This window comes from Sphingosinicella sp., from assembly GCF_013911755.1.
In the GTDB taxonomy this organism is placed as follows: domain Bacteria; phylum Pseudomonadota; class Alphaproteobacteria; order Sphingomonadales; family Sphingomonadaceae; genus Sphingosinicella.
In genome coordinates this window covers 106,181-126,895 of sequence record NZ_JACESP010000007.1, presented here as the reverse complement: position 1 = coordinate 126,895, position 20,715 = coordinate 106,181, and the positions used below count along the sequence as shown (strand labels likewise).

Annotated in this window: 23 protein-coding genes and 1 pseudogene; 13 read left to right on the top strand and 11 right to left on the bottom strand. The window is 64.9% G+C overall.

Features of this window, described 5'->3' with window-relative positions; all coding sequences use genetic code 11:
- Positions 1-57: 57 nt before the first annotated feature.
- The 5 genes from H2052_RS07285 (at position 58) to mscL (ending at position 4,362) form a co-directional block, all read left to right on the top strand.
- On the top strand, positions 58-1,800 hold the full coding sequence (locus H2052_RS07285; RefSeq protein WP_293779662.1) for an amidohydrolase family protein: 1,743 nt from the start codon (positions 58-60) through the stop codon (positions 1,798-1,800).
- A 48-nt stretch (positions 1,801-1,848) separates the two neighbouring features.
- Entirely contained in the window at positions 1,849-2,430 is a 582-nt protein-coding gene (locus H2052_RS07280; RefSeq protein WP_293779660.1) for a LemA family protein, read from the top strand.
- Positions 2,431-2,432: 2 nt separating this feature from the next.
- Positions 2,433-3,188, top strand: a complete 756-nt coding sequence (locus H2052_RS07275) for a TPM domain-containing protein (RefSeq protein WP_293779658.1) — start codon at positions 2,433-2,435, stop codon at positions 3,186-3,188.
- Positions 3,188-3,859, top strand: coding sequence for a TPM domain-containing protein (locus H2052_RS07270; protein ID WP_293779656.1), 672 nt, complete (start codon positions 3,188-3,190; stop codon positions 3,857-3,859). The genes H2052_RS07275 and H2052_RS07270 overlap by 1 nt, the downstream gene beginning before the upstream one ends.
- 80 nt (positions 3,860-3,939) lie before the next feature.
- A complete protein-coding gene (gene mscL, locus H2052_RS07265) occupies positions 3,940-4,362 on the top strand; it encodes a large conductance mechanosensitive channel protein MscL (protein WP_293779654.1) in 423 nt (140 codons plus the stop codon).
- 69 nt (positions 4,363-4,431) lie between these two features.
- Here mscL and H2052_RS07260 read toward each other — a convergent pair whose 3' ends face one another.
- From H2052_RS07260 to H2052_RS07235, 6 genes are all read right to left on the bottom strand, one after another.
- Positions 4,432-5,349, bottom strand: a complete 918-nt coding sequence (locus tag H2052_RS07260) for a ParB/RepB/Spo0J family partition protein (RefSeq protein WP_293779652.1) — start codon at positions 5,347-5,349, stop codon at positions 4,432-4,434.
- Between the two features lie 20 nt (positions 5,350-5,369).
- The gene (locus H2052_RS07255; protein WP_293779650.1) at positions 5,370-6,152 is read right to left on the bottom strand and encodes an AAA family ATPase; all 783 of its coding nucleotides are present in this window, start codon (positions 6,150-6,152) and stop codon (positions 5,370-5,372) included.
- The gene (gene rsmG, locus H2052_RS07250) at positions 6,149-6,805 is read right to left on the bottom strand and encodes a 16S rRNA (guanine(527)-N(7))-methyltransferase RsmG (RefSeq protein WP_293779648.1); all 657 of its coding nucleotides are present in this window, start codon (positions 6,803-6,805) and stop codon (positions 6,149-6,151) included. Before rsmG ends, H2052_RS07255 begins: the two co-directional genes overlap by 4 nt.
- A complete protein-coding gene (gene mnmG / locus H2052_RS07245; protein ID WP_293779708.1) occupies positions 6,786-8,636 on the bottom strand; it encodes a tRNA uridine-5-carboxymethylaminomethyl(34) synthesis enzyme MnmG in 1,851 nt (616 codons plus the stop codon). Before mnmG ends, rsmG begins: the two co-directional genes overlap by 20 nt.
- Positions 8,637-8,732: 96 nt before the next feature.
- Positions 8,733-10,028, bottom strand: a complete 1,296-nt coding sequence (mnmE, locus tag H2052_RS07240) for a tRNA uridine-5-carboxymethylaminomethyl(34) synthesis GTPase MnmE (RefSeq protein WP_293779646.1) — start codon at positions 10,026-10,028, stop codon at positions 8,733-8,735.
- 26 nt (positions 10,029-10,054) lie between these two features.
- Positions 10,055-10,306, bottom strand: coding sequence for a DUF6489 family protein (locus H2052_RS07235; protein ID WP_293779644.1), 252 nt, complete (start codon positions 10,304-10,306; stop codon positions 10,055-10,057).
- A 196-nt stretch (positions 10,307-10,502) separates the two neighbouring features.
- Between H2052_RS07235 and H2052_RS07230 the strand changes: the two genes are divergently transcribed.
- Both H2052_RS07230 and H2052_RS07225 read left to right on the top strand, forming a co-directional pair.
- Positions 10,503-11,003 carry a GNAT family N-acetyltransferase gene (locus H2052_RS07230; protein ID WP_293779642.1) on the top strand — a complete coding sequence of 167 codons (501 nt, stop codon included), beginning with the start codon at positions 10,503-10,505 and terminating at the stop codon, positions 11,001-11,003.
- A gap of 11 nt (positions 11,004-11,014) precedes the next feature.
- On the top strand, positions 11,015-11,986 hold the full coding sequence (locus H2052_RS07225) for a quinone oxidoreductase (RefSeq protein ID WP_293779640.1): 972 nt from the start codon (positions 11,015-11,017) through the stop codon (positions 11,984-11,986).
- Here H2052_RS07225 and rnk read toward each other — a convergent pair.
- The 5 genes from rnk to hemE form a co-directional block, all read right to left on the bottom strand.
- Positions 11,970-12,365 (bottom strand): nucleoside diphosphate kinase regulator, encoded by a 396-nt coding sequence (gene rnk / locus H2052_RS07220; protein WP_293779638.1) that lies wholly within the window; start codon positions 12,363-12,365, stop codon positions 11,970-11,972. The genes H2052_RS07225 and rnk overlap by 17 nt on opposite strands.
- Positions 12,366-12,541: 176 nt before the next feature.
- Positions 12,542-13,288, bottom strand: coding sequence for a YjbE family putative metal transport protein (locus tag H2052_RS07215; RefSeq protein WP_293779636.1), 747 nt, complete (start codon positions 13,286-13,288; stop codon positions 12,542-12,544).
- Positions 13,289-13,310: 22 nt separating this feature from the next.
- Complete coding sequence (gene rho, locus H2052_RS07210; protein ID WP_293779706.1) at positions 13,311-14,567, bottom strand: transcription termination factor Rho; 1,257 nt, start codon at positions 14,565-14,567, stop codon at positions 13,311-13,313.
- A 144-nt stretch (positions 14,568-14,711) separates the two neighbouring features.
- A complete protein-coding gene (locus tag H2052_RS07205) occupies positions 14,712-15,164 on the bottom strand; it encodes a CopD family protein (RefSeq protein WP_293779635.1) in 453 nt (150 codons plus the stop codon).
- Complete coding sequence (gene hemE / locus H2052_RS07200) at positions 15,165-16,187, bottom strand: uroporphyrinogen decarboxylase (protein ID WP_293779633.1); 1,023 nt, start codon at positions 16,185-16,187, stop codon at positions 15,165-15,167.
- Between the two features lie 303 nt (positions 16,188-16,490).
- Between hemE and H2052_RS07195 the strand changes: the two genes are divergently transcribed.
- The 6 genes and pseudogenes from H2052_RS07195 (at position 16,491) to raiA (ending at position 20,705) form a co-directional block, all read left to right on the top strand.
- Positions 16,491-17,321 carry a pyruvate, water dikinase regulatory protein gene (locus tag H2052_RS07195; RefSeq protein ID WP_293779631.1) on the top strand — a complete coding sequence of 277 codons (831 nt, stop codon included), beginning with the start codon at positions 16,491-16,493 and terminating at the stop codon, positions 17,319-17,321.
- Positions 17,318-17,917, top strand: a complete 600-nt coding sequence (locus tag H2052_RS07190) for a Maf family protein (protein ID WP_293779629.1) — start codon at positions 17,318-17,320, stop codon at positions 17,915-17,917. The genes H2052_RS07195 and H2052_RS07190 overlap by 4 nt, the downstream gene beginning before the upstream one ends.
- On the top strand, positions 17,914-18,726 hold the full coding sequence (locus H2052_RS07185) for a shikimate dehydrogenase (RefSeq protein ID WP_293779627.1): 813 nt from the start codon (positions 17,914-17,916) through the stop codon (positions 18,724-18,726). The genes H2052_RS07190 and H2052_RS07185 overlap by 4 nt, the downstream gene beginning before the upstream one ends.
- Positions 18,723-19,301 (top strand): annotated as a pseudogene (gene coaE, locus H2052_RS07180) (dephospho-CoA kinase); the annotation flags it as partial. The gene H2052_RS07185 and the pseudogene coaE, both read left to right, overlap by 4 nt.
- Before the next feature lie 29 nt (positions 19,302-19,330).
- Entirely contained in the window at positions 19,331-20,017 is a 687-nt protein-coding gene (dnaQ, locus tag H2052_RS07175; protein ID WP_293779625.1) for a DNA polymerase III subunit epsilon, read from the top strand.
- A 103-nt stretch (positions 20,018-20,120) separates the two neighbouring features.
- Positions 20,121-20,705 carry a ribosome-associated translation inhibitor RaiA gene (raiA, locus tag H2052_RS07170; protein WP_293779623.1) on the top strand — a complete coding sequence of 195 codons (585 nt, stop codon included), beginning with the start codon at positions 20,121-20,123 and terminating at the stop codon, positions 20,703-20,705.
- The last annotated feature ends 10 nt before the right edge of the window (positions 20,706-20,715 follow it).

Here is a 20,715-nt window from a genome sequence, read left to right as displayed (position 1 = left end):
CTTGACGGGGGCGGACAACCCTGCGGAAACTGAGCGGGAACCTTGAGGGAGGTGCATATGCACGACATCGTGATCCGCGGCGGAACCATCGTCGATGGCAGCGGCGGCGCGCCGTTCACCGGCGACATCGCCATCGACAACGGCCGCATCAGCGCGGTCGGCACCGTGAACGAAGCGGGCCGCGAGGAGATCGACGCGGCAGGCCAGATCGTGACGCCCGGCTTCGTCGATATCCACACGCACTACGACGGGCAGGCAACGTGGGATGACGTCATGGCGCCGTCCGCGTGGCACGGCGTGACGACGGTGATCATGGGCAATTGCGGCGTCGGCTTCGCGCCAGCGCGCCCTGATCGGCACCAATGGCTGATCGGCCTGATGGAGGGCGTCGAGGACATTCCCGGCACCGCACTTGCCGAGGGCATGACCTGGAACTGGGAGAGCTTCCCCGAGTATCTCGGCGCGCTCGAGGCCTTGCCACGCACCATCGACGTCGCCTGCCACGTACCGCACGGCGCGGTGCGCGCCTATGTGATGGGCGAGCGTGGCGCAGCGAACGAAGCACCCACGACGGACGAGATCGAGGCGATGTCCCGGATCGTCGAGGAGGGCCTTCGTGCCGGCGCGCTCGGCTTCTCGACCTCGCGCACCGTCATCCACAAGTCGGTGGACGGCGTGCTGGTACCCGGAACCACCGCGACCGCCGAGGAGCTGATCGGCATCGGCCGCGCGATGGGCCGCGTCGGCCATGGCGTCTTTGAAATGGCTTCCGACCTGATGCCCGAGTGGAACGAGTTCGACTGGATGAAGCGCCTGTCGAAGGAGACCGCAATGCCGGTGACCTTTGCGATGCTGCAATCGCCGCTGAAGGCGATGCACTGGACCGACCAGATGGCCGCGACGAAGGCCGCCAACGATGACGGCGCCAACATCCGCGCGCAGATCTCGCTGCGCGGCACGGGCGTGCTCATGGCGTGGCGCGGCACGGTGCATCCGTTCTTGATGCGTCCATCGTGGCAGGCGATCGCGGCGAAGCCGTGGGCCGAACAGCTCGCGACGCTGCGCGACCCCGCCTTCCGGGCGAAGCTGCTCGCCGAAGAGAACCTGCCGCCGCCGCACCCCGACACGGCAGCGTTGTTCATGCTGGTGACGCAGGGCTGGACGATGCAGTTTCCGCTCGGCGAGGAGCCGGACTACGAACCCGCGCCCGAACGCAGCCTCGCCGCGCTGGCGAAAGCGGACGGAAAATCCCCCGCAGAGGTCGCCTATGACGTCATGATGGAGGACGATGGCACCGGCTTCATCTATTTGCCGATCCTCAACTACGTGGACGGCAACCTCGACTTCGTGAAGGGCCTGCTGGAGCGCGACGACACGGTCATCTCGCTGTCGGATGGCGGCGCGCATTGCGGCACGATCTGCGACGCGGCCTCCCCCACCTTCCTCCTCACGCACTGGGTGAAAGGCCGCGCACGCGGGCGCATTTCGCTCGAACTCGCGATCAAGCGGCAGTGCCGGGACACCGCGCTGCTCTATGGCCTCGCCGACCGCGGCCTGCTTGCACCCGGTTATCTCGCCGACGTCAACGTCATCGATCTCGATCGGCTGAAGCTCGGCAAGCCGTGGCTGGCGTTCGACCTGCCCGCGGGCGGCAAGCGGCTTCTCCAGAAGGCCGATGGCTATACCGCGACGATCAAGTCCGGCGCCGTCACGTTCCGGAACGGTGCGGTGCAGGGCGCGCGGCCCGGACGCGTCGTGCGGGGTCCGCAGGCGGAGCCGTTGCTAATGGCGGCGGAATAAGCGAAAAGGGCCCTGTATTAGTTGACTGATACGGAAGGGGTTCGTCCAATGCGCAAGTTCCTGCTCCCACTGCTCGCCGCGCTGACGCTCGCGGCGTGCGGCATCAATACCGTGCCGACGCGCGAGGAGGCCGTGAAGGCTTCGTGGGCGGAAGTGGAGAGCCAGTACCAGCGGCGCGCGGACCTCATTCCGAATCTCGTCGCCACCGTGAAGGGCTTCGCCGCGCAGGAGCGCGAGGTGCTCGAAGCGGTGACGCAGGCGCGCGCCTCCGCGACGCAGACGACGATCAACGCCGACCAGCTCACCGATCCCGCCGCGGTCGCCCGCTTCCAGGCCGCGCAGGACCAGCTTTCGGGCGCGCTTTCTCGCCTGCTCGTTACCGTCGAGCGCTACCCGGAACTGAAATCGAACGAGAATTTTCTGGCGCTGCAATCGCAGCTCGAAGGCACGGAGAACCGCATCACCGTGGCGCGGCGCGACTATAATCAGGCGGTGCAGGCCTATAACACCGAGATCCGCACCTTCCCGAGCCTGATCGCGGCGAAGTTCATCTATGGTGCCGAGCCGATCACGCCGTTCAAGGCCACCACCGCCGGAGCCGAAACCGCGCCGACCGTATCGTTCGAATAAGAATGTTCCGCCTGGCGTGCCTTGCCGCGCTGCTGCTGGCTTTCCCGGCAGCGGCGCAGGAGTTCCCAAAGCTTTCGGGCCGGGTCGTCGATGCTGCCGATCTGCTGTCGCCGGCCACAGAGGCCGCGCTCACCGAAAAGCTGAAGACGCTGGAAGACACGACCACGCGCCAGCTCGTCGTCGCGACGGTTCCGGACCTTCAGGGCTATGACATCGCCGACTATGGCTACCGGCTCGGCCGCGAATGGGGGCTCGGCCGGAAAAACGAAGATAATGGCGCGCTGCTGCTCGTAGCACCCAATGAGCGCAAGGTGCGCATTGAGGTCGGCTATGGCCTCGAAGGCTATCTGACCGACGCGCTCTCCTCCGTGATCATCAATCGGCAGATCGTGCCGCGTTTTCGCGATGGCGACATGGAAGGTGGCGTCGTTGCCGGTGCCGATGCCATCATCGCCCAGCTTTCGCTGCCGCCAGAGGACGCCCGCGCCAACCTGATCGCGGCGCGGGAAAGTGAGCAGGAGGAAACCCGGCACGGCCTCGGGCTTATCCCCACCATCCTCATCATCTGGTTCGTGTTCTGGATGCTGCGCGGCGTTCTCGGCGGCAAGCGGCGACGCGGGCGCGGCGGCCCCATCATCATCTGGGGACCGGGCAGCGGCGGCGGCTGGGGCGGCGGATCATCGGGGGGCTTCGGTGGCGGCGGATTTTCGGGCGGCGGCGGCAGCTTCGGCGGCGGCGGTGCAAGCGGGAGCTGGTGATGCGGCTGACAGACGACGAACACGCCCGCATCAGTGACGCCATTACGTCAGCGGAACGGAGCACGTCGGGCGAAATCTTCTGCGTGGTGACCCAGCGCACAGACGATTACCGCGCCGTCCCCTTCGCATGGGCAGCGCTCGCCGCGATCGTGCTGGCGCCGGCACTGCTCTGGCTCGGCATTCCCGATCCGCTGTGGTTCACGAGCGGCGGCTGGAGCGACGGTGGACATCCCGCGCCGCGGCTCATCATCGCGCTCTACGCCTCGCTTTCAGCGATTCTCTTCGTGGCGACCTTCCTCGTCGTGCGCATTCCCCCGGTCCTGCGCCTGCTCACGCCGCGCTCGCTGCAGCGGAGCGCCGTGCACCGCGCCGCGGTCGAGAGCTTCCTCTCGCACGGCATCCATGTCACCGAAGACCGCACCGGCGTGCTCGTCTTCCTGTCACTTGAAGACCACGCCGCCGAGATCGTTGCCGACGAGGGCATCTATGCCAAGGTCGCGCACGATGTGTGGGGCGACGCGCTGGATGCGCTGCTCGCCGAGGTTCGGGACGGCAGGATCGCGGACGGTTTCATAAAGGCGATCGGACTGTGCGGCGCGGTGCTTTCCGCGCATTTCCCCCCGTACGCGCGCAATCCCAACGAATTGCCGGACAAGCTGATTGAAATTTAGGGCGTCGTGCGGAAAGGTACGAACCGGTTTTTCGCGAAGCACAACGCGGCCATGGGGATCTAGCGGCAAGGGGACTGAAAATGTTGAATGAATTCAAGGCGTTCATCGCAAAGGGTAATGTGCTCGACCTCGCCGTCGCGGTCATCATCGGCGGCGCGTTCGGAACGATCGTCACCTCGCTGACACAGGACGTGATCATGCCCGTGGTCGGCGCGATCTTCGGCGGGCTGGACTTCTCCAGCCTGTTCATCCGGCTCGGCGCCGTGCCCGAAGGCTATGCCGGATCGCTGACTGACTACGCCGCGCTCAAGGAGGCCGGCGTGCCGATGCTCGGCTACGGCGCTTTCATCACGGCCGCGATCAATTTCCTGATCCTCGCATTCATCATCTTCCTGCTCGTGCGCATGGCAAACAAGCTGATCGCGAAGAAGGAAGACGCGCCCGCCGGCCCGAGCGAAGAGGTGCTGCTGCTTCGCGAGATTCGGGATTCGCTGAAGAAATAATCTTCGCGGTCAAACGCAAAGGGCTGCGCGGCTGTCTCGTCGCGTGGCCCTTTTCACGGTACGCGTTCGTTAAAAGCGTTCGCCCGAAAGCCGCTGGCAGAGCATGTCGAGCTGATCGAGATCGCTGTAGAACAGCGTCAGCTTTCCGCCTTCCCCATCATATTCAAGACGCACACGCAGGCCCAGCTGCTCGGCGAGCTGGCCTTCCAGCGATTCGAGATCGGCGCTGCGGGCAGCTTCGCGCGGCGCGGCCTTGCGGGGCGCGCGCGGCTTCTTCGCCCGCGCCTCGACCTCGCGGACCGACAAACCCATCTGCACGACGTCGCGCGCCAGCGCGGAAGGATCGGGCGCGGTGAGCAACGCGCGCGCATGGCCCATGGTGAGCCGCCCGTCGATCAGAAGCTCGCGCACATCATCCGGGAGATCGAGCAGACGCACGAGATTCGCGACATGGCTGCGCGACTTGCCGACGATGCGGGCGATGTCTTCCTGCGTATGGCCGTAATCCTCGATCAGCCGCTTGTAGCCTTCGGCTTCCTCGATCGCGTTCAGGTCCTGGCGCTGGATGTTCTCGACGAGTGCGACCTCGAACGCCTCTTCGTCGGTGAGGCGACGGACGAGCACGGGCACATCATGGAGCTGCGCGGCCTGCGCCGCACGCCAGCGGCGTTCGCCCGCCACGATCTCGAACCGGCCGCCGTCCACCGGGCGCACGAGGATCGGCTGGAGCAAGCCCTGCCGCTTTACTGAGGCAATGAGCTCGGCCTGCGCAGTCTCGTCGAAGCGACGGCGCGGCTGCTTCGGGTTCGGCGAGATCATAGCCATGGGCAGCATCTGCGCGCCCATGCTGCTACCCGGGTCGCCCGCCGGGACCGCAGGGGGCGCGGCTCCGGCGTCGGCGCGCGGCGGCACGGCAGCGCTCCCCATTTCCTCGAGCAGGGCGGACAGGCCGCGGCCGAGCCCGGTGGGACGCTTAGGCTGAGACATAGTCGAACGCTTTCAAAGGATTAGGCGGCGCGAGCGTGCGGCTCGGTCCGCCCCAGAAGTTCGCGGGAGAGGTCAATATAGGCTTCCGAGCCTGCGCAGCGATGATCGTAGACGAGCGCGGGAAGCCCGTGGCTTGGCGCTTCCGACAGGCGGACGTTGCGCGGAATGATCGTCTCGAACACGATCTTGCCGAGCACGGCACGCACGTCAGCCGCAACCTGTTCGGAGAGGCGGTTGCGCTTGTCGTACATCGTCAGCACCACGCCGACGATGTTGAGCCGCTGGTTGTAGCCTGCACGCACACGTTCGACGGTGTTCAGAAGCTGGCTGAGGCCTTCGAGCGCGAAGAATTCGCACTGCAGCGGCACGAGCAGCGATTGTGCGGCGACCATTGCGTTCATCGTCAGGATGCCGAGCGACGGCGGGCAATCGATGATGATGTAGTCGTAAGCCTGCATCGCCGGCGCCGCCAGCGCGCTGTCGAGACGATGGATGCGCCCCTCCATCTCGACGAGTTCGACCTCGGCACCCGACAGATCGACCGTCGAGGGGATCAGCGACAGGCGCGGGATCGCGGTGGGAACGACCGCATCCGCTGCGCTGCACGCACCGATCAGCACATCGTAGCTCGTCCGGTGACGGGTATTCTGATCGACACCGACGCCCGTTGAGCTGTTGCCCTGGGGATCGAGGTCAACGATCAGCACGCGCCGCCCGGTTGCGGCGATCGCTGTCGCGACGTTGATGGCAGTGGTCGTCTTGCCGACACCGCCCTTCTGATTAGCCACCGCGATTCTGATCACCGACGCCTCCGTACATTGTGCGCCCGCACGATCCGCCCCCGCGAATCGGTAAGACTGGGAATCAATTCATGTTCGAAAACGAAGCGGCGCCTGGCTTCCGCAAGCTCGTCCTCAACCGCCGCGCCTTTCAGCAACAGCCATGTGCAGGACTTTGCAGCATAGGGTTCGCCCCAGTCAAACAGCTTCGCGAGCGGCGCACACGCACGTGCGGTGATATAATCGAACTTTACGGAACCGAGCGATTCCACACGCTGATTCAACACCTTGACGTTTCGCTCCAATCCCAGCGCGGCGCGTACGGTTTCAAGGAAGATCGTCTTCTTGCGAATCGAATCGACAAGCGTGACCGAATCACCGGTCATCAGCGCAATGACCATTCCGGCAAAGCCGGCGCCGCTTCCGATGTCGAGCCAAGTCGGGCGATGTGCGGCCCCTTCGCGCGCGATGAGCTGGAGAAGCTGTGCCGAATCGGCAAAATGACGGACCCAGACGTGCGGGAGTGTGGCCGGACCGACGAGGTTGAACTTTGCCTGCCACTCGGTGAGCAGCGCAGCATAGATGTCGAGCTTCTCCAATGTTTCACGTGAAACATTGAAGGTCGCCGCGAACCATGCGCGCTGCTCCTCGGGGTTTTCAGGCGGCGCGTTTGACATGCCGGAGGAGTGCGGTGAGAGCTGCAGGGGTGACGCCCGCGACACGCGCGGCGGCGCCGAGGCTGTCGGGTCGGGCGCGCTTCAGGCGATCGATCATCTCGTTCGATAAGCCACCGATTGCCGAATAGTCGAGATCGTACGGCAGGCGCAGCGCCTCGTCGCGGCGAAAGGCGTCGATCTCATCGGACTGGCGTTCCAAATAGACCGCGTAGCGCGCGTCGGTGTGCAGTTGCTCGGCATGTGCCTCCGCAATGCTGGAAAGTTCCGGCCAGAGCGCTACGGCGTCATCCCAAGCAATATCGGGAAAGCGCAGCCATTCAAATGCCGACCGCGCCACACCATCCTGGCGCACTGCGAGGCCGGCGCGCTGCAGCTGCGCGGGGGAAGCGCGCGCCGTCTCAAGAAGTGCCCGCCCCTTCGCAAGCGTCTCCGTCCGCTCATGATAACGTCGTGCCCGATCGCCACCGAGCAAGCCGAGCGCGACGGCCTTTTCAGATAGCCGTTGATCGGCATTGTCCGCCCGCAGGTGCAAGCGATATTCCGCCCGGGACGTAAACATTCGGTAGGGCTCGCTCACGCCCTGCGTCACGAGATCGTCGATCATCACGCCGATATACGATTCAGCGCGATCAAAGCCCGCCGGCTCCAGGCCGAGCGCCGACCGCGCGGCATTCAGGCCCGCGACAAGCCCCTGCCCCGCCGCCTCCTCGTACCCGGTCGTCCCGTTGATCTGACCCGCGAAGAACAGCCCCGGGATCGCGTGGAGTTCGAGCGTCCGCGAAAGCGCGCGCGGATCGATGTAGTCATACTCGATCGCATAACCCGGCCGCGCGATCTCGACCCGCTCCAACCCGATGAGCGTGCGCAGGAATGCCAGCTGCACGCCCACCGGCAGCGAGGTGGAAAGGCCGTTCGGGTAGATGAGCGGGTCGTCGAGGCCTTCCGGTTCCAGAAAGACCTGGTGACCGTCGCGGTCACCGAAGCGCATCACCTTGTCTTCGATCGAAGGGCAATAGCGCGGTCCGGTGCCCTCGATGCGTCCACTGTAGACGGCGCTGCTCTGAATGTTCTCGCGGATGATATCGTGTGTGGCGATGTTCGTCCGGGTGATTCCACAGCTGAGCTGCGGGTTTGCCACAGCACGCGTCGATGCCGCGAAGAACGAAGGTGTGTCGTCGCCCTCCTGCCAATCAACGCGTGTCCAGTCGATCGTGCGGCCGTCGAGGCGCGCCGGCGTCCCCGTCTTGAGGCGCCCCATCGGCAATCCCAGATCGCGAAGGCGTAGGGCCAGCCCGACCGACGATGCTTCGCCGACCCGGCCGCCGTCGCGCACATCGCCTCCAACGTGGATGACGCCCCCGAGGAAAGTTCCAGTCGTGAGCACGACCGTGCGCGCGGCGACGGTCGCGCCGTCAGAAAGCACAACGCCCGACACGCAGCCCTTGTCGATGAGCAAATCCTCAACGCGCGCTTCCAGAACCTGGAGTCCCTGCTGGGTGCCGATGGCCTGTTGCATCGCGTGGCGATAAAGCCTGCGATCGGCCTGCGCGCGGGGACCTTGAACCGCTGGCCCCTTGCGGCGATTAAGCAACCGATACTGTATCGCCGCCGCGTCCGCGGCCTCCGACATGACCCCACCGAGGGCGTCGATTTCGCGAACGATATGTCCCTTGCCGAGGCCGCCAATCGCCGGGTTGCAGGACATCACACCGATCGTTTCGCGACCCGGTGTCACGAGTAGCGTACGCGCGCCGGTACGCGCGGCGGCAGTCGCCGCCTCGCAACCGGCGTGGCCGGCTCCGATAACGAGTACGTCGAATCGTTCCATGATGGGGACGGACTATCCGAATCGCCGCTTCGTGTCGACGTCGTGTTTCACGTGAAACATTGGGGGCTCAAAACCACGTAAAATGTTTCACGTGAAACATCATTTGCCAATGCAGAAGCGTCCAAACACAATATCCAGTATGTCTTCGACGCCAACGCGGCCCGTGAGCCGGCCCAGGGCGCGCATTGCCACCCTCAAAGATTCGGCACGCAGCACGGGATCGTTCTCCTCTGAAGCAGCGACCATCGCATCCCGGCATTCGACAAGCGCATCGCGCTGGCGCGCGTTCGTAACAAGCGCATCTTGCCCTGCGCCGGCAAGCGTACCCGCCCGCTCAATGAGGAGCGCCTCCAGAGCCGCCAACCCTTCTCCGGTCACCGTTGACACGCGCAGCTGTTCGCCCACGGGGTCGGAGCGAATATCCGCCTTGGACTGGACCTCTACCGCATCGGGCGGAATCGTCGCGTTATGGTCGTCCGGACCCACAAGAAAGAGGACCAGGTCGGCTTCGTCCGCGCGTTGACGCGCGCGGCGAACACCCTCGGCTTCAATGGCGCCCTCCGCGTCGCGAAGGCCCGCCGTATCGACGAGCGTCGCAGCAACACCACCGAGATCAAGTTGCACCTCGATAAGGTCACGTGTCGTCCCCGCTTCCGGCGAGACAATAGCGACCTCGCGCCTGGCGAGCGCGTTGATCAGACTCGACTTCCCGGCATTCGGCGCACCGAGCAGGACGATCGTGAGCCCGCGCCGCAACCGTTCGGCAAACCGATAGTGTCCGAGATGACCATCAATCTCGCGGGCAAGCGCGATGATTTCCGGCGCCTTCCCTTCAACGAGCCGCGTGCTAACGTCCTCCTCGTCTTCGCCGAAATCGAGCGAGGCTTCGGTCTCCGCGAGAATGGAAAGCAGCCTGTCATGCCAGTCTGTCGCGAGCGCCCGCAGACCACCCGATGCCTGCCGCAGCGCCTGTCGCCGTTGCGCCTCGGTCTCTGCATCGATGAGATCGGCAAGACCCTCGGCTTCGGTCAGATCGAGCTTGCCGTTGTCGAATGCCCGTCGCGTGAATTCGCCGGGTTCAGCAGGACGCAATCCCTCGATCGTTCCCAAGGCGCGCAGCAATGCTGCAACGACCGCCGGCCCACCCGTAACGTGAAGCTCGGCAACGTCTTCCCCCGTGAAGCTCGCAGGTGCGGGAAACCACAGAACCAGTGCATCATCGATCGCCGTGCCCGCGTCCCGAAGACGCACAAGCGTTGCACGGCGCGGCGATGGCATACGCCCACCGAGCGCCAGAAGTGCCGCGCCCGCTGCCGGGCCGGACACACGAACAACCGCGACACCGGCAGGCGGACGCCCTGACGACAGAGAGAATATCGTTTTCTTTTCAATCATTTAGAAATGACGTCATGGCGTCGGCATTAGTCCTTCTTGCCGCCCGCGCCACCTCCGGTCATCGCGTTCCACATCGCCTTCTGCACCTCGCCGATCCCGCTCGCCGCGCTCGGCATCCAGTTGGACATCAAACGCTCGACATCGCCCGCGGTGATGCCGTCCTTCATCAGGCCAGTCATACGATCGATGTAGAGGTCGTGCAGCGGGCGGACATCGGGAAGCCCCATGAACGCGCGTGCTTCTTCCGGGGAGCAGTCGATCTCGATATTCACCTTCATGGCGCCCGTCCTCTTGTGAAAGCCGCGCAATGGCGGATAGGTTTGCGACGCTAAAGCATCGTGCGCAAAAGTGGGAACCCGTTTCGTGCAAACGACGCAACAGCACAAGAATTGAGCGAAACCGCGAAGGTCAGGCCCATGGCAGAGACGCTCCAAAACCAAACACTGCGCGGCGCCGGCAACTTTGGCGAAAGCCGTGGCTGATCCGGCCCTCATCCGAGCTGCACGGGCCGATGACGACGAAGGCATCCTCGCCATCGTCAATGACGCGATCCTCAATACGACCGCGTGGTATGACCACGAGCCGTGGACCACAGCGCGCGTTGCCGAATGGCGCGCCGCCAAGTTCGCGGAGGGCTGGCCGATCCTCGTTGCGGACGTTGCGAGCGGTATCGCGGGCTTCGGCAGCTTCGGCCCCTTTCGCGCCAGGCAGGCCTACGCCGGCACGGTCGAACATTCCGTATATGTTTCGAACACATATAGAGGTCGTGGCCATGGACGGCAGCTTCTCGAAGCGCTCATCGATCTCGCGCGCGCCCGCGGACTCCACACGCTCGTCGGCGGAGTTGATTCCGAAAACACCGGAAGCCTTGCCTTTCACCGCGCACTCGGCTTCGAGGAAGCCGGGCGGCTGCGCGAGGTCGGGCGCAAGTTCGATCGCTGGCTGACGCTCGTGTTCATGCAGAAGCAACTGTGAAGGAAAGTCCGATGGCGTATCGAATGGCGTTTCAGAACACCGGCGGGCCGGAGGTGCTCGCGCGCCAGGAGTTCACGCCCGCCCCGCCCGGCGCCGGCGAACTTGCGGTGCGCCATACGGCAATCGGGGTCAACTTCATCGATACCTATCACCGCAGCGGCCTCTACCCGGTCAGCCTCCCCGCAGCGCCCGGCATCGAAGCCGCAGGCGTCGTGGAAGCGGTTGGTGAAGGGGTGAGCGGCTTTGCGCCTGGCGACCGCGTCGGCTACTTCACAGGAAAGCCCGGCGCCTATGCCACCCACCGCAACATTCCGGCCGCGCTGGCGCTGAAGCTTCCGGATACGCTTTCCGATGAGGACGCCGCCGGCGTGATGCTGAAGGCGGCAACCACCGAATATCTCGTCGAGCGCTGCGCCCGCGTGAACGCCGGAGACGCGGCGCTCGTCCACGCGGCGGCGGGCGGCGTCGGGCTGCTGCTCGTCCAGTGGCTGAAGGCAATCGGCGTCCGCGTCGTCGCCACGGCAGGGTCCGCCGACAAGCAGGCGCTCGCCCGATCGGCGGGCGCCGATGTCGTTTGCGATTACGGCGATGCCGCAAACGCGTCGCGGGAAATGACGGGCGGCACCGGAGTCGACGCGGTGTTCGACGGCGTCGGCAAGACGACGTGGGACGTATCGCTATCGGCGCTCCGCACGCGCGGTCTCCTCGTGAGCTTCGGCAACGCCTCGGGACCGGTAACAGGCATTGACCTCGGCGTTCTTGCCGCCAAAGGCTCGCTCTTCGTCACACGCCCGACGGTCGCGCACTATTACGCCACGCCCGAGGACTTCCGCACCGGATCAGCCCGGTTCCTTGAAATGCTCGCCACCGGCAGGCTTAAGGCCGACATCCACCAACGCTATGCGCTCACCGGCGCCGCGCAGGTCCACCGCGACCTCGAGGCGCGCAAGACCACGGGCGCGACGATCATGCTGCCGGCGTAACCGTCGCAATCCGGAGCACGCGCTCCGCCCCGCTCCGATCCGGCCAGTGGATCGTCTGGCCCTCGGCGAGCCCGATGAGACCGGCGCCGACGTGCGAGAGGATTGAAAGCTTGCCCGCTGCCATGTCCGCTTCCGGCGGGTAGACGAGTTCGACCGTGCGGCGCGCGCCACTGCCCTCGTCTATGAAATCAACGCGCGCACCCATGCACACGACACCCCGCGGGAGGCTTTCAACAGCGTGCACTTCGGCGCGCTCAATCTCGCGGAGAAGAAGTGCCGCGACCTCGGGAAGGCGCGCTTCCGCGGCGAGAGCGAGATCTCCAAGCCTTTCGGCCTCGGAATCGATGAGGTGAATCGGCGGACGCGAGGCGTCGGTCATGGAACAGGTCTTTCTGACGGCATTGGGGGGACGCGGCTGAACTGCCCCGAACCCGTCGGGACATGCCGTCAGGGTCCGGGGCTAGATGCCCGCCAGAAGCTGGCCCCCGCTGCAGAGGCGGCGTGAAAGACTGCGCATATCCATGATGCCGATGCTGTCCCGGCCCAGGGCCGGAGTCAACCGCCGAACATACTGAGCGTCATTACCCCGACCGAGGGATCGACGATGCCCTCGTAGATCATCTTGAACGCAACATAGATGATCACGAGAAGCCCGATGTAGGCGATCCACCGATAGCGCTCGATATATTTCGCGATGATGTTCGCCGCGATGCCCATCAGCGCCACGGAGAGGACGAGGCCGACGATCAGGATGCCCGGGTGATCGCGCGCTGCGCCCGCCACTGCGAGCACGTTGTCGAGGCTCATCGAAACGTCCGCGAGCGCAACGGCCCAGGCCGCAGCGATGAAGCTCTTCGCCGGACGGATACCGGAATCCTCGTCGCCCGCAATCTCGGGAGATCCCGGAGACTGGCTTGTGCCCGCCGGGTGAAGCTCGCGGTACATTTTCCACGAGACCCACAGCAGGAGCAGCCCACCCGCCAGGATGAGCCCGACGATCTGCATGAGCTGCGTGACGACAAGCGCGAACGCGATGCGCAGCACGAGCGCAGCCAGAACTCCGATAGCGATCACCTTGCGGCGCTGATCGGGCGGCAGACCGGCTGCAAGCGCGCCCACCACGATGGCGTTGTCGCCGGCGAGCACGATGTCGATCAGCAAGACCTGTGTGAAGGCGGCAAGCGCCGTCGGAGAGCCGATATTGGAGAAATCGTGGACGATGGCCGCCCAGATGTCGGCCGGACCTCCGAGGCTGCTCGCGCCGGCGGCCGCGGCCGCAGAGAAAAGAAGGCTGATATCCATCGGGGCCAAACGCTCCTTCGGCCTACTGGTTCATCGCCGCGAAGAAATCGTCGTTGGTCTTGGAATCCTTCATCTTGTCGAGCAGGAATTCCATGGCATCGATCGTGCCCATCTGCATGAGGATACGGCGCAACACCCACATCTTCGAAAGCTTGTCCCTCTCGACCAGAAGCTCTTCCTTGCGGGTGCCGGACTTGCCCACGTCGATCGCCGGGAAGATGCGCTTGTCTGCAACCTTGCGGTCGAGCACGATCTCGGAGTTGCCGGTGCCCTTGAACTCTTCGAAGATCACCTCGTCCATGCGGCTGCCGGTGTCGATAAGCGCCGTGGCGATGATCGAGAGCGAACCGCCCTCCTCGATGTTGCGCGCGGCGCCGAAGAAACGCTTGGGGCGCTGCAGGGCGTTTGCATCAACGCCGCCCGTCAGCACCTTGCCCGACGACGGCACAACCGTGTTGTAGGCGCGGCCGAGACGCGTGATCGAATCGAGGAGGATGACGACATCCTTCTTGTGCTCGACAAGGCGTTTCGCCTTTTCGATAACCATTTCAGCGACTTGCACGTGACGCGTCGCCGGCTCGTCGAAGGTCGAGGAGACGACCTCGCCCTTCACGCTGCGCTGCATGTCGGTGACTTCCTCGGGCCGCTCATCGATGAGCAGCACGATCAGGAACACTTCGGGGTGGTTGTCCGTGATCGCCTTGGCGATGTTCTGCAGGAGGACGGTTTTACCCGTGCGCGGCGGCGCGACGATCAGCGCACGCTGGCCCTTCCCCTGAGGCGCGATGATATCGATGACGCGCGCCGACTTGTCCTTCAGCGTCGGGTCGAGCGTGTCGAGCGTCAGCTTCTCATCAGGATAGAGCGGCGTCAGGTTATCGAAATTGACGCGGTGGCGGACCTGCTCGGGATCGTCGAAGTTGATGAGCGAGAGCTTCGTCAGGGCGAAATAACGTTCGCCGTCCTTGGGGCCGCGAATCTCGCCTTCGACCGTGTCTCCGGTGCGCAGACCGAACTTCCGGACCTGGTTCGGCGACACGTAGATGTCGTCCGGCCCGGCGAGATAGTTCGCTTCGGGTGAACGCAGAAAGCCGAAACCGTCGGGGAGCACCTCGATGGTGCCGCCGCCCATGATCTGCTCATCGTTGTCGGCAAGCGCTTTCAGGATCGAGAACAGCAGATCCTGCTTGCGCATCGTGGACGCGCCCTCGACGCCAAGCTCTTCGGCCATGGCAACGAGGTCGGCGGGGGTTTTTTTCTTGAGGTCTTTAAGGTGCATGACCATCGGGGGGCCTTCGGTGAATCGTGAAAGTATCGGCGCCAGGGGGGATACGTCTGAAATCGAAACAATGCCCTGCGCGGGCGCCTCAGAACGAGGACTTGACCCCCGACTTAGGAAGCGCCTTCCCGGAAGTCAAGCAGATCAGAAAGGCCGGAGCACCGCGAGCAGCACCACGACGATCGCGACGAGGCTCGGCAGTTCGTTCAGCATCCGAAGGCCGCGTTCGCTCACCGGGCGTTCGCCCCGCGCCATCGTCTTCGAAACGCCGACGATCCAGCCATGGAATCCCGAAAACAGGAACACGATGGCGAGCTTCACCCACAGCCAGCCATTGCCCGCAAAGCCGAGATTGAAGGCGAGCGCAAGGCCGAGCGCCCAGACCATCACCATTGCAGGGCCGACGATGATCTTGCGGAGCCGCGCGATGCGCGTCGTCCACAGCGCCTCCTCCGGGGAACCGGGCAGGGCGGGGTGCTGGTAAACGAGATAGCGCGGCAGCATGAACATGCCCGCCATCCAGAAGATCACGAAAATGATGTGGAAGGCCCGCACCCAGAGATGTGCAGCTCCAAGCCAGCCGACCCAGCTTTCCATCTACAGCGGCTTCCGGATCGCGGCGAGCGCGGCCTCGACATGCGCGATCGGCGTTTCCTTGTCGATGCCGTGGCCGAGGTTGAACACATGCGGGCGCGCGCCGAGGGCTTCGCGAATGCGGCGCACGGCCGCGGGGAGCGCATCCCCGCCTGCAAGCAGCAGCAACGGATCGAGATTGCCCTGCACAGGCAGCCCTTTGGGCAGCACCGCGTCCGCCCACACCGGGTCCACGGTTTCATCGAGCCCGACGGCATCGACACCGGTTTCGCGCGCATAGCGCGGCAGATTGCCGCCAGCGCCCTTGGGGAAACCGATGATCGGAACTGGCGCGCGCGCCTTCAGCCGCTCCACGATCGCGCGTGTCGGCGCGATCACCCAGCGATCGAATTCATCCGGTGCGAGACTGCCCGACCAGCTGTCGAAGATCTGCACCGCATGAGCGCCCGCAGCGACTTGGCCCGCGAGATAATCCACGGTGACGTCCACGATCGCATCGATCAGCGCCGAGAAGCGCTTAGGCTCCTTGTAGGCCATCAAGCGCGCCGCTGCCTGGTCCCGGCTGCCCTCTCCCGCGACCATGTAGGTCGCGACCGTCCAGGGCGCTCCTGCAAAGCCCAGAAACGTGGTTTCGCCTGGAAGCGCGGCTGCAACCTTGCGAACCGTCTCGTAGATCGCATCGAGGTGATGCGGCGCGGCGCTCAAATCCTCCAAGCGGGCATTCGCAAGCGGCGGCGCGAGCTGTGGACCTTCGCCTGCCGTGAACGTCAGCGTCTGGCCCATCGCGTGCGGTACGATCAGGATATCCGAAAACAGGATCGCGCCGTCGAAGCCGAAGCGCCGGATCGGCTGCAGTGTGATTTCCGCGGCGGCGTCGCTATCGTACACGAGCGCCAGAAAGCCGCCCTTCTCGGCACGAAGCGCGCGATACTCGGGCAGATAGCGCCCCGCCTGACGCATGAACCACACGGGCGGCACGGCCTGTCGTTCACCGTTCAGCACTGCGAGCAAGGACCGGAACCCCATATCTCTTCTCTTATAAATATATAGAAATGGATTTGGTTGATTGTTGGGCTGGGGATAACGGGGTTTCCTGTGAAGTCCACAGGCAAGCATGACGCAGCCGGATGAAGCCTCGCGTGGGTTTGCATCGCGGGGCTCGACTTATCCACCGAATTCACAGGACGCGTTTCGGATTGTCCACCTGGGGATGATCTGCCCTTGCCGACCGGCGGGAGGATGAACGACCACCCGCTTGCCGGTTATCCCGTGAGTCCTTAATCGAGTCGTCCGGGGGCTTATCCACAACCGCGCGGCAGGAGGCGATACATGCGGCTGCACTTGCATCTCGTTTCCGATTCGACCGGCGAAACGCTTGAATCGGTTGCGAAAGCCGGCCTCGCGCAGTTCGAGGACGTCGAGACGATCAAGCATTTCTGGCCGCTTGTTCGATCGAAGGGCCACCTCGACCGCGTGCTGATGGATATCGCGAGCCGCCCCGGCCTCGTGCTGTTCACACTCGTCAACGCCGATATGCGCAGCCACCTCGAGGCACGCTGCCGCGCGATGGGTTTGCCGGCTGTGGGTGTGCTCGATCCCGTGATCGAGGGCCTGCAGACGGTGCTCGGCCAGCGCGCGGCCGCCCGGCCCGGCCGTCAGCACCAGATGGACGAGGCGTATTTCCGCCGCGTCGCCGCCATCGACTACACGATGAACCACGACGACGGGCAGGGCGCCGACAATTGGGAAGAGGCCGATATCCTGCTGATCGGCGTCTCGCGCACCTCGAAGACGCCGACCTCGATCTATCTTGCGAACCGTGGCTACAAGACCGCGAACCTGCCGCTGGTGCCGACGAGCCGCCCACCCGATCAGCTTTTTCGCCTGTCGAAGCCGCTGGTCGTCGGCCTCACCACCAACCCCGACCGGCTGGTGCAGGTACGCCGCAACCGGCTGCTCAGCCTCGCGCAGGCACCAGAGACATCGTACGTCGATATGGACGAAGTGACGAAGGAGGTCGCGGCGGCGCGGCGGCTTTGCGCCGACAACAGCTGGCCGGTGATCGATGTGTCACGCCGTTCGATCGAGGAGTCGGCGGCCGCCATCATCAACCTCTACAACGAACGCGCCGAGGCGCGCGCCAACGGCTCGGCGGCATGACGTCACTCGTTCTCGCATCGACGAGCGCGTCCCGGCAGGCGATGCTGACGGCAGCGGGCGTGCCGTTCGAGGCGCTGGCGCCGATGGTCGACGAGGCCGAACTCAAGCGTGCGCTTGCCGCCGAGGGCACGGACGCGCGCGGCGTGGCGGATGCGCTCGCCGAGGCCAAGGCGGTGAAAATCTCGCGCAAACTGCCCGGCGTCTTGGTTCTCGGCAGCGACTCGGTTGTCGCGCTCGATGACGGCACGATGATCGACAAGGCGCCCGACCGGGAAACGATCGCCCGCCAGCTGCGGATGCTGCGCGGCCGCACCCACCGGTTGGTGTCCGCAGCTGTCGTGGCGGAGAACGGCACCCCCGTGTGGCGGTTCGTCGGCGTGGCCAGGCTCGCGATGCGGGACTTTTCGGACGCATTTCTTGAAGCCTATCTCGACGCGTGCGGCGATGTCCTGCTGGGATCGGTCGGCGGCTATCATATCGAGGGGCGCGGCGCGCAGCTGTTCGCGCGCGTCGATGGCGACCAGTTCACCATCCGTGGCCTGCCGCTCCTCCCCGTGCTCGATTATCTCAGAACCCGCAGCGTGATGCCGATATGACCCTGCCCTATGCCGAGGTGATCGGCGATCCGATCAGCCATTCAAAGTCGCCGCTCATTCATAAATTCTGGCTGGATCGGCTCGGCATTGCTGGGGACTACCGCCGCGCGCACGTGAAGGCCGAAGACCTCGCCGCCTATATCGAAAGCCGCCGGGACGATGCGGACTGGCGCGGCTGCAACGTCACGATTCCGCACAAGATCGCGGTGATGGATCATGTTGCCGACCCGGGCGGGGTGCGCGCGAGTATCGGCGCGATGAACACGATCGCGCGCGCCGAGGATGGCACCTTGTTCGGGACGAACACTGATGCCGGCGGCTTCTTCGCGCCGATCGCAGGCCTCGATCTCGAAGGCCGGCCGGTTGCGGTCGTCGGCGCGGGCGGTGCGGCGCGCGCTGTCCTCTTTGCCTTGTCGAAAGCGAAGGTCGGCCCGGTGACCGTGCTCAACCGCAACCCTTTGAAAGCGATGGGCCTGCTCGCCGCATTCGGCCTCAAGGGATCTGCGAAACCGCTCGACGCTCCGCTTCCCGAAGCCGCGCTGCTGGTGAACGCGAGTGCGCTCGGCATGACCGGCCAGCCGCCGCTCGATCTCGACCTCTCGCCGCTCCCCGACGATGCGGTCGTCTACGACATCGTCTACAGCCCGCGCGAAACGGCGCTTCTGAAGGCAGCGGCGGCTCAGGGCCTCGAAACCGTGGACGGGCTCGAAATGCTGGTCGGCCAGGCCGCGATCGCGTTTTCGCTGTTCTTCGGCGCTGCCCCGCCCGAAGGCTGCGAGGACGAACTCAAGGCTCTGCTCACGCAATGATCATCCTCGGACTCACCGGCTCGATCGGCATGGGCAAGTCGACCGTCGCGTCGATGCTGCGGCGCGCGGGCGTGCCGGTGTTCGATGCCGATGCCGAAGTTCATCGGTTGCAAGGCGCCGGCGGCGCGGCGCTCGCGCCGATCGAAGCAGCATTTCCGGGCACGACCGGCCCCAAGGGGGTCGACCGCCCGAAACTCGGCGCCGCGGTGTTCGGCAACGCCGAAGCGCGCCGCCGACTCGAGGCGATCGTGCATCCTATGGTGCGGCAGGCGCAAATGGCGTTTCTGGAAGCGGCGCGGCATAACCGTATCGCCATCGTCGCGCTTGATATTCCGCTCCTTTTCGAAGGCGGCGGTCATGCGCATGTCGACGCGACCATTGTGGTGTCGGCGCCCGCGCATGTGCAGCGCCGCCGCGTGCTGGCGCGGCCGGGCATGAGCCGCGAAAAATTCCTCGCCATCCTAGCGACTCAGATGCGCGACAGGGAAAAGCGCCGTCGCGCTGATTTCGTGATCGACACGGGCCAAAGCCTGCGCGAAACCCGCACCGAAATCCGTCATCTCGTCTCTTGTCTCCGGCGCCATGGAGTCCGATATTGCAAGTCATGCGTGAGGTCATCTTCGACACCGAGACGACCGGTCTCGACCCGTCGGACGGGCATCGCATCTGCGAGATCGGCTGCGTCGAACTCGTCGACCGTATCGAAACGGGGCGTACGTTCCACGCGTACATAAATCCGTGCCGGCCCATGCCCGCGGAGGCCGAGGCGGTGCACGGGCTTTCCGACAGGTTTCTTGCCGACAAACCTCCTTTTGCCGCGATCGCTGCCGATTTTATTGCGTTCGTCGGGGATGCGCGGCTGATTGCGCACAATGCCGAGTTCGACCGCCGCTTCCTCAACTGGGAACTGCGCAACTGCGGGCACGACCAGATTCCGATCGAACGCGTTGACGACACGCTCGTCATGGCGCGCAAGAAGTTTCCCGGCGCGAAGCATTCGCTCGATGCGCTGTGCGCCCGGTTCAGCATCGATCTGACCGCGCGCGACAAGCATGGCGCGCTGCTTGACGCGCAGCTGCTGTCACGCGTTTACGTCGAGCTCATGGGCGGGCGTCAGATCGGAATGTCGCTTGGCCAGATAACCGTGCACGAGGAAACGGTTGCGATCCGCGTCGAACGCAGCTACGTGGCGCCCCGCCCGCACGCCGCGACGCCTGAAGAGCTGGCGCGGCACGCTGCCTTTCTCAGGCTGCTCAAAAATCCGCTGTGGGAGCAGATTGGCGCAGGATGAGTCATGTTGGGGTCGAACGCGCAACCCTGCGCGTTCTGTAACACGTTACCCGTCATCGCCCCGCAAACCGGCGGGCGAGGCCAAGAAGAAAGGATGGGCCGAAATGGATATCCGCGTTTCAGGTCAGCAGATCGATGTCGGCGCTTCGCTGACAGCGCATATCGAAACCAGTCTGGGCGCGATGGTGCAGAAATACGGCGTGCGCGCCACCGGCGCGAACGTGACGCTCAAGCCGGGCCCCCATGATGCCGGATTCGTGTGCGACATCCTGATGCAACTGACGCAGGGTCTCGTGCTGAAGGCGTCGGACCGGGCAATGCAAACCGCGCAGCTTGCGTTCGACGGTGCGGCCGAAAAGATCGACAAGCAGATGCGCCGCTACAAGCGCAGGCTCGAAGACCATCACCGCCTCAACGGCGTGAAAGATGTCGCTTTCGACGCGGAATACCGCGTGCTGCGTGCTGCCGACGACGAGGTGGAAGAGGCTGGAGAGAGCGCCGACAACCCGCTCATCGTCGCCGAAACCCGCGTCGACATTCCCGATGCGAGCGTTTCAGACGCGGTGATGATGCTTGATCTCCGGCACACCGGCGCGCTGATGTTCCGCAACAGCCGCACGGGCGCCTACAACATGGTGTACCGCCGCGAAGACGGGCACATCGGTTGGGTCGAACCGCCCGCCGCCTGAGCGGCGGCGC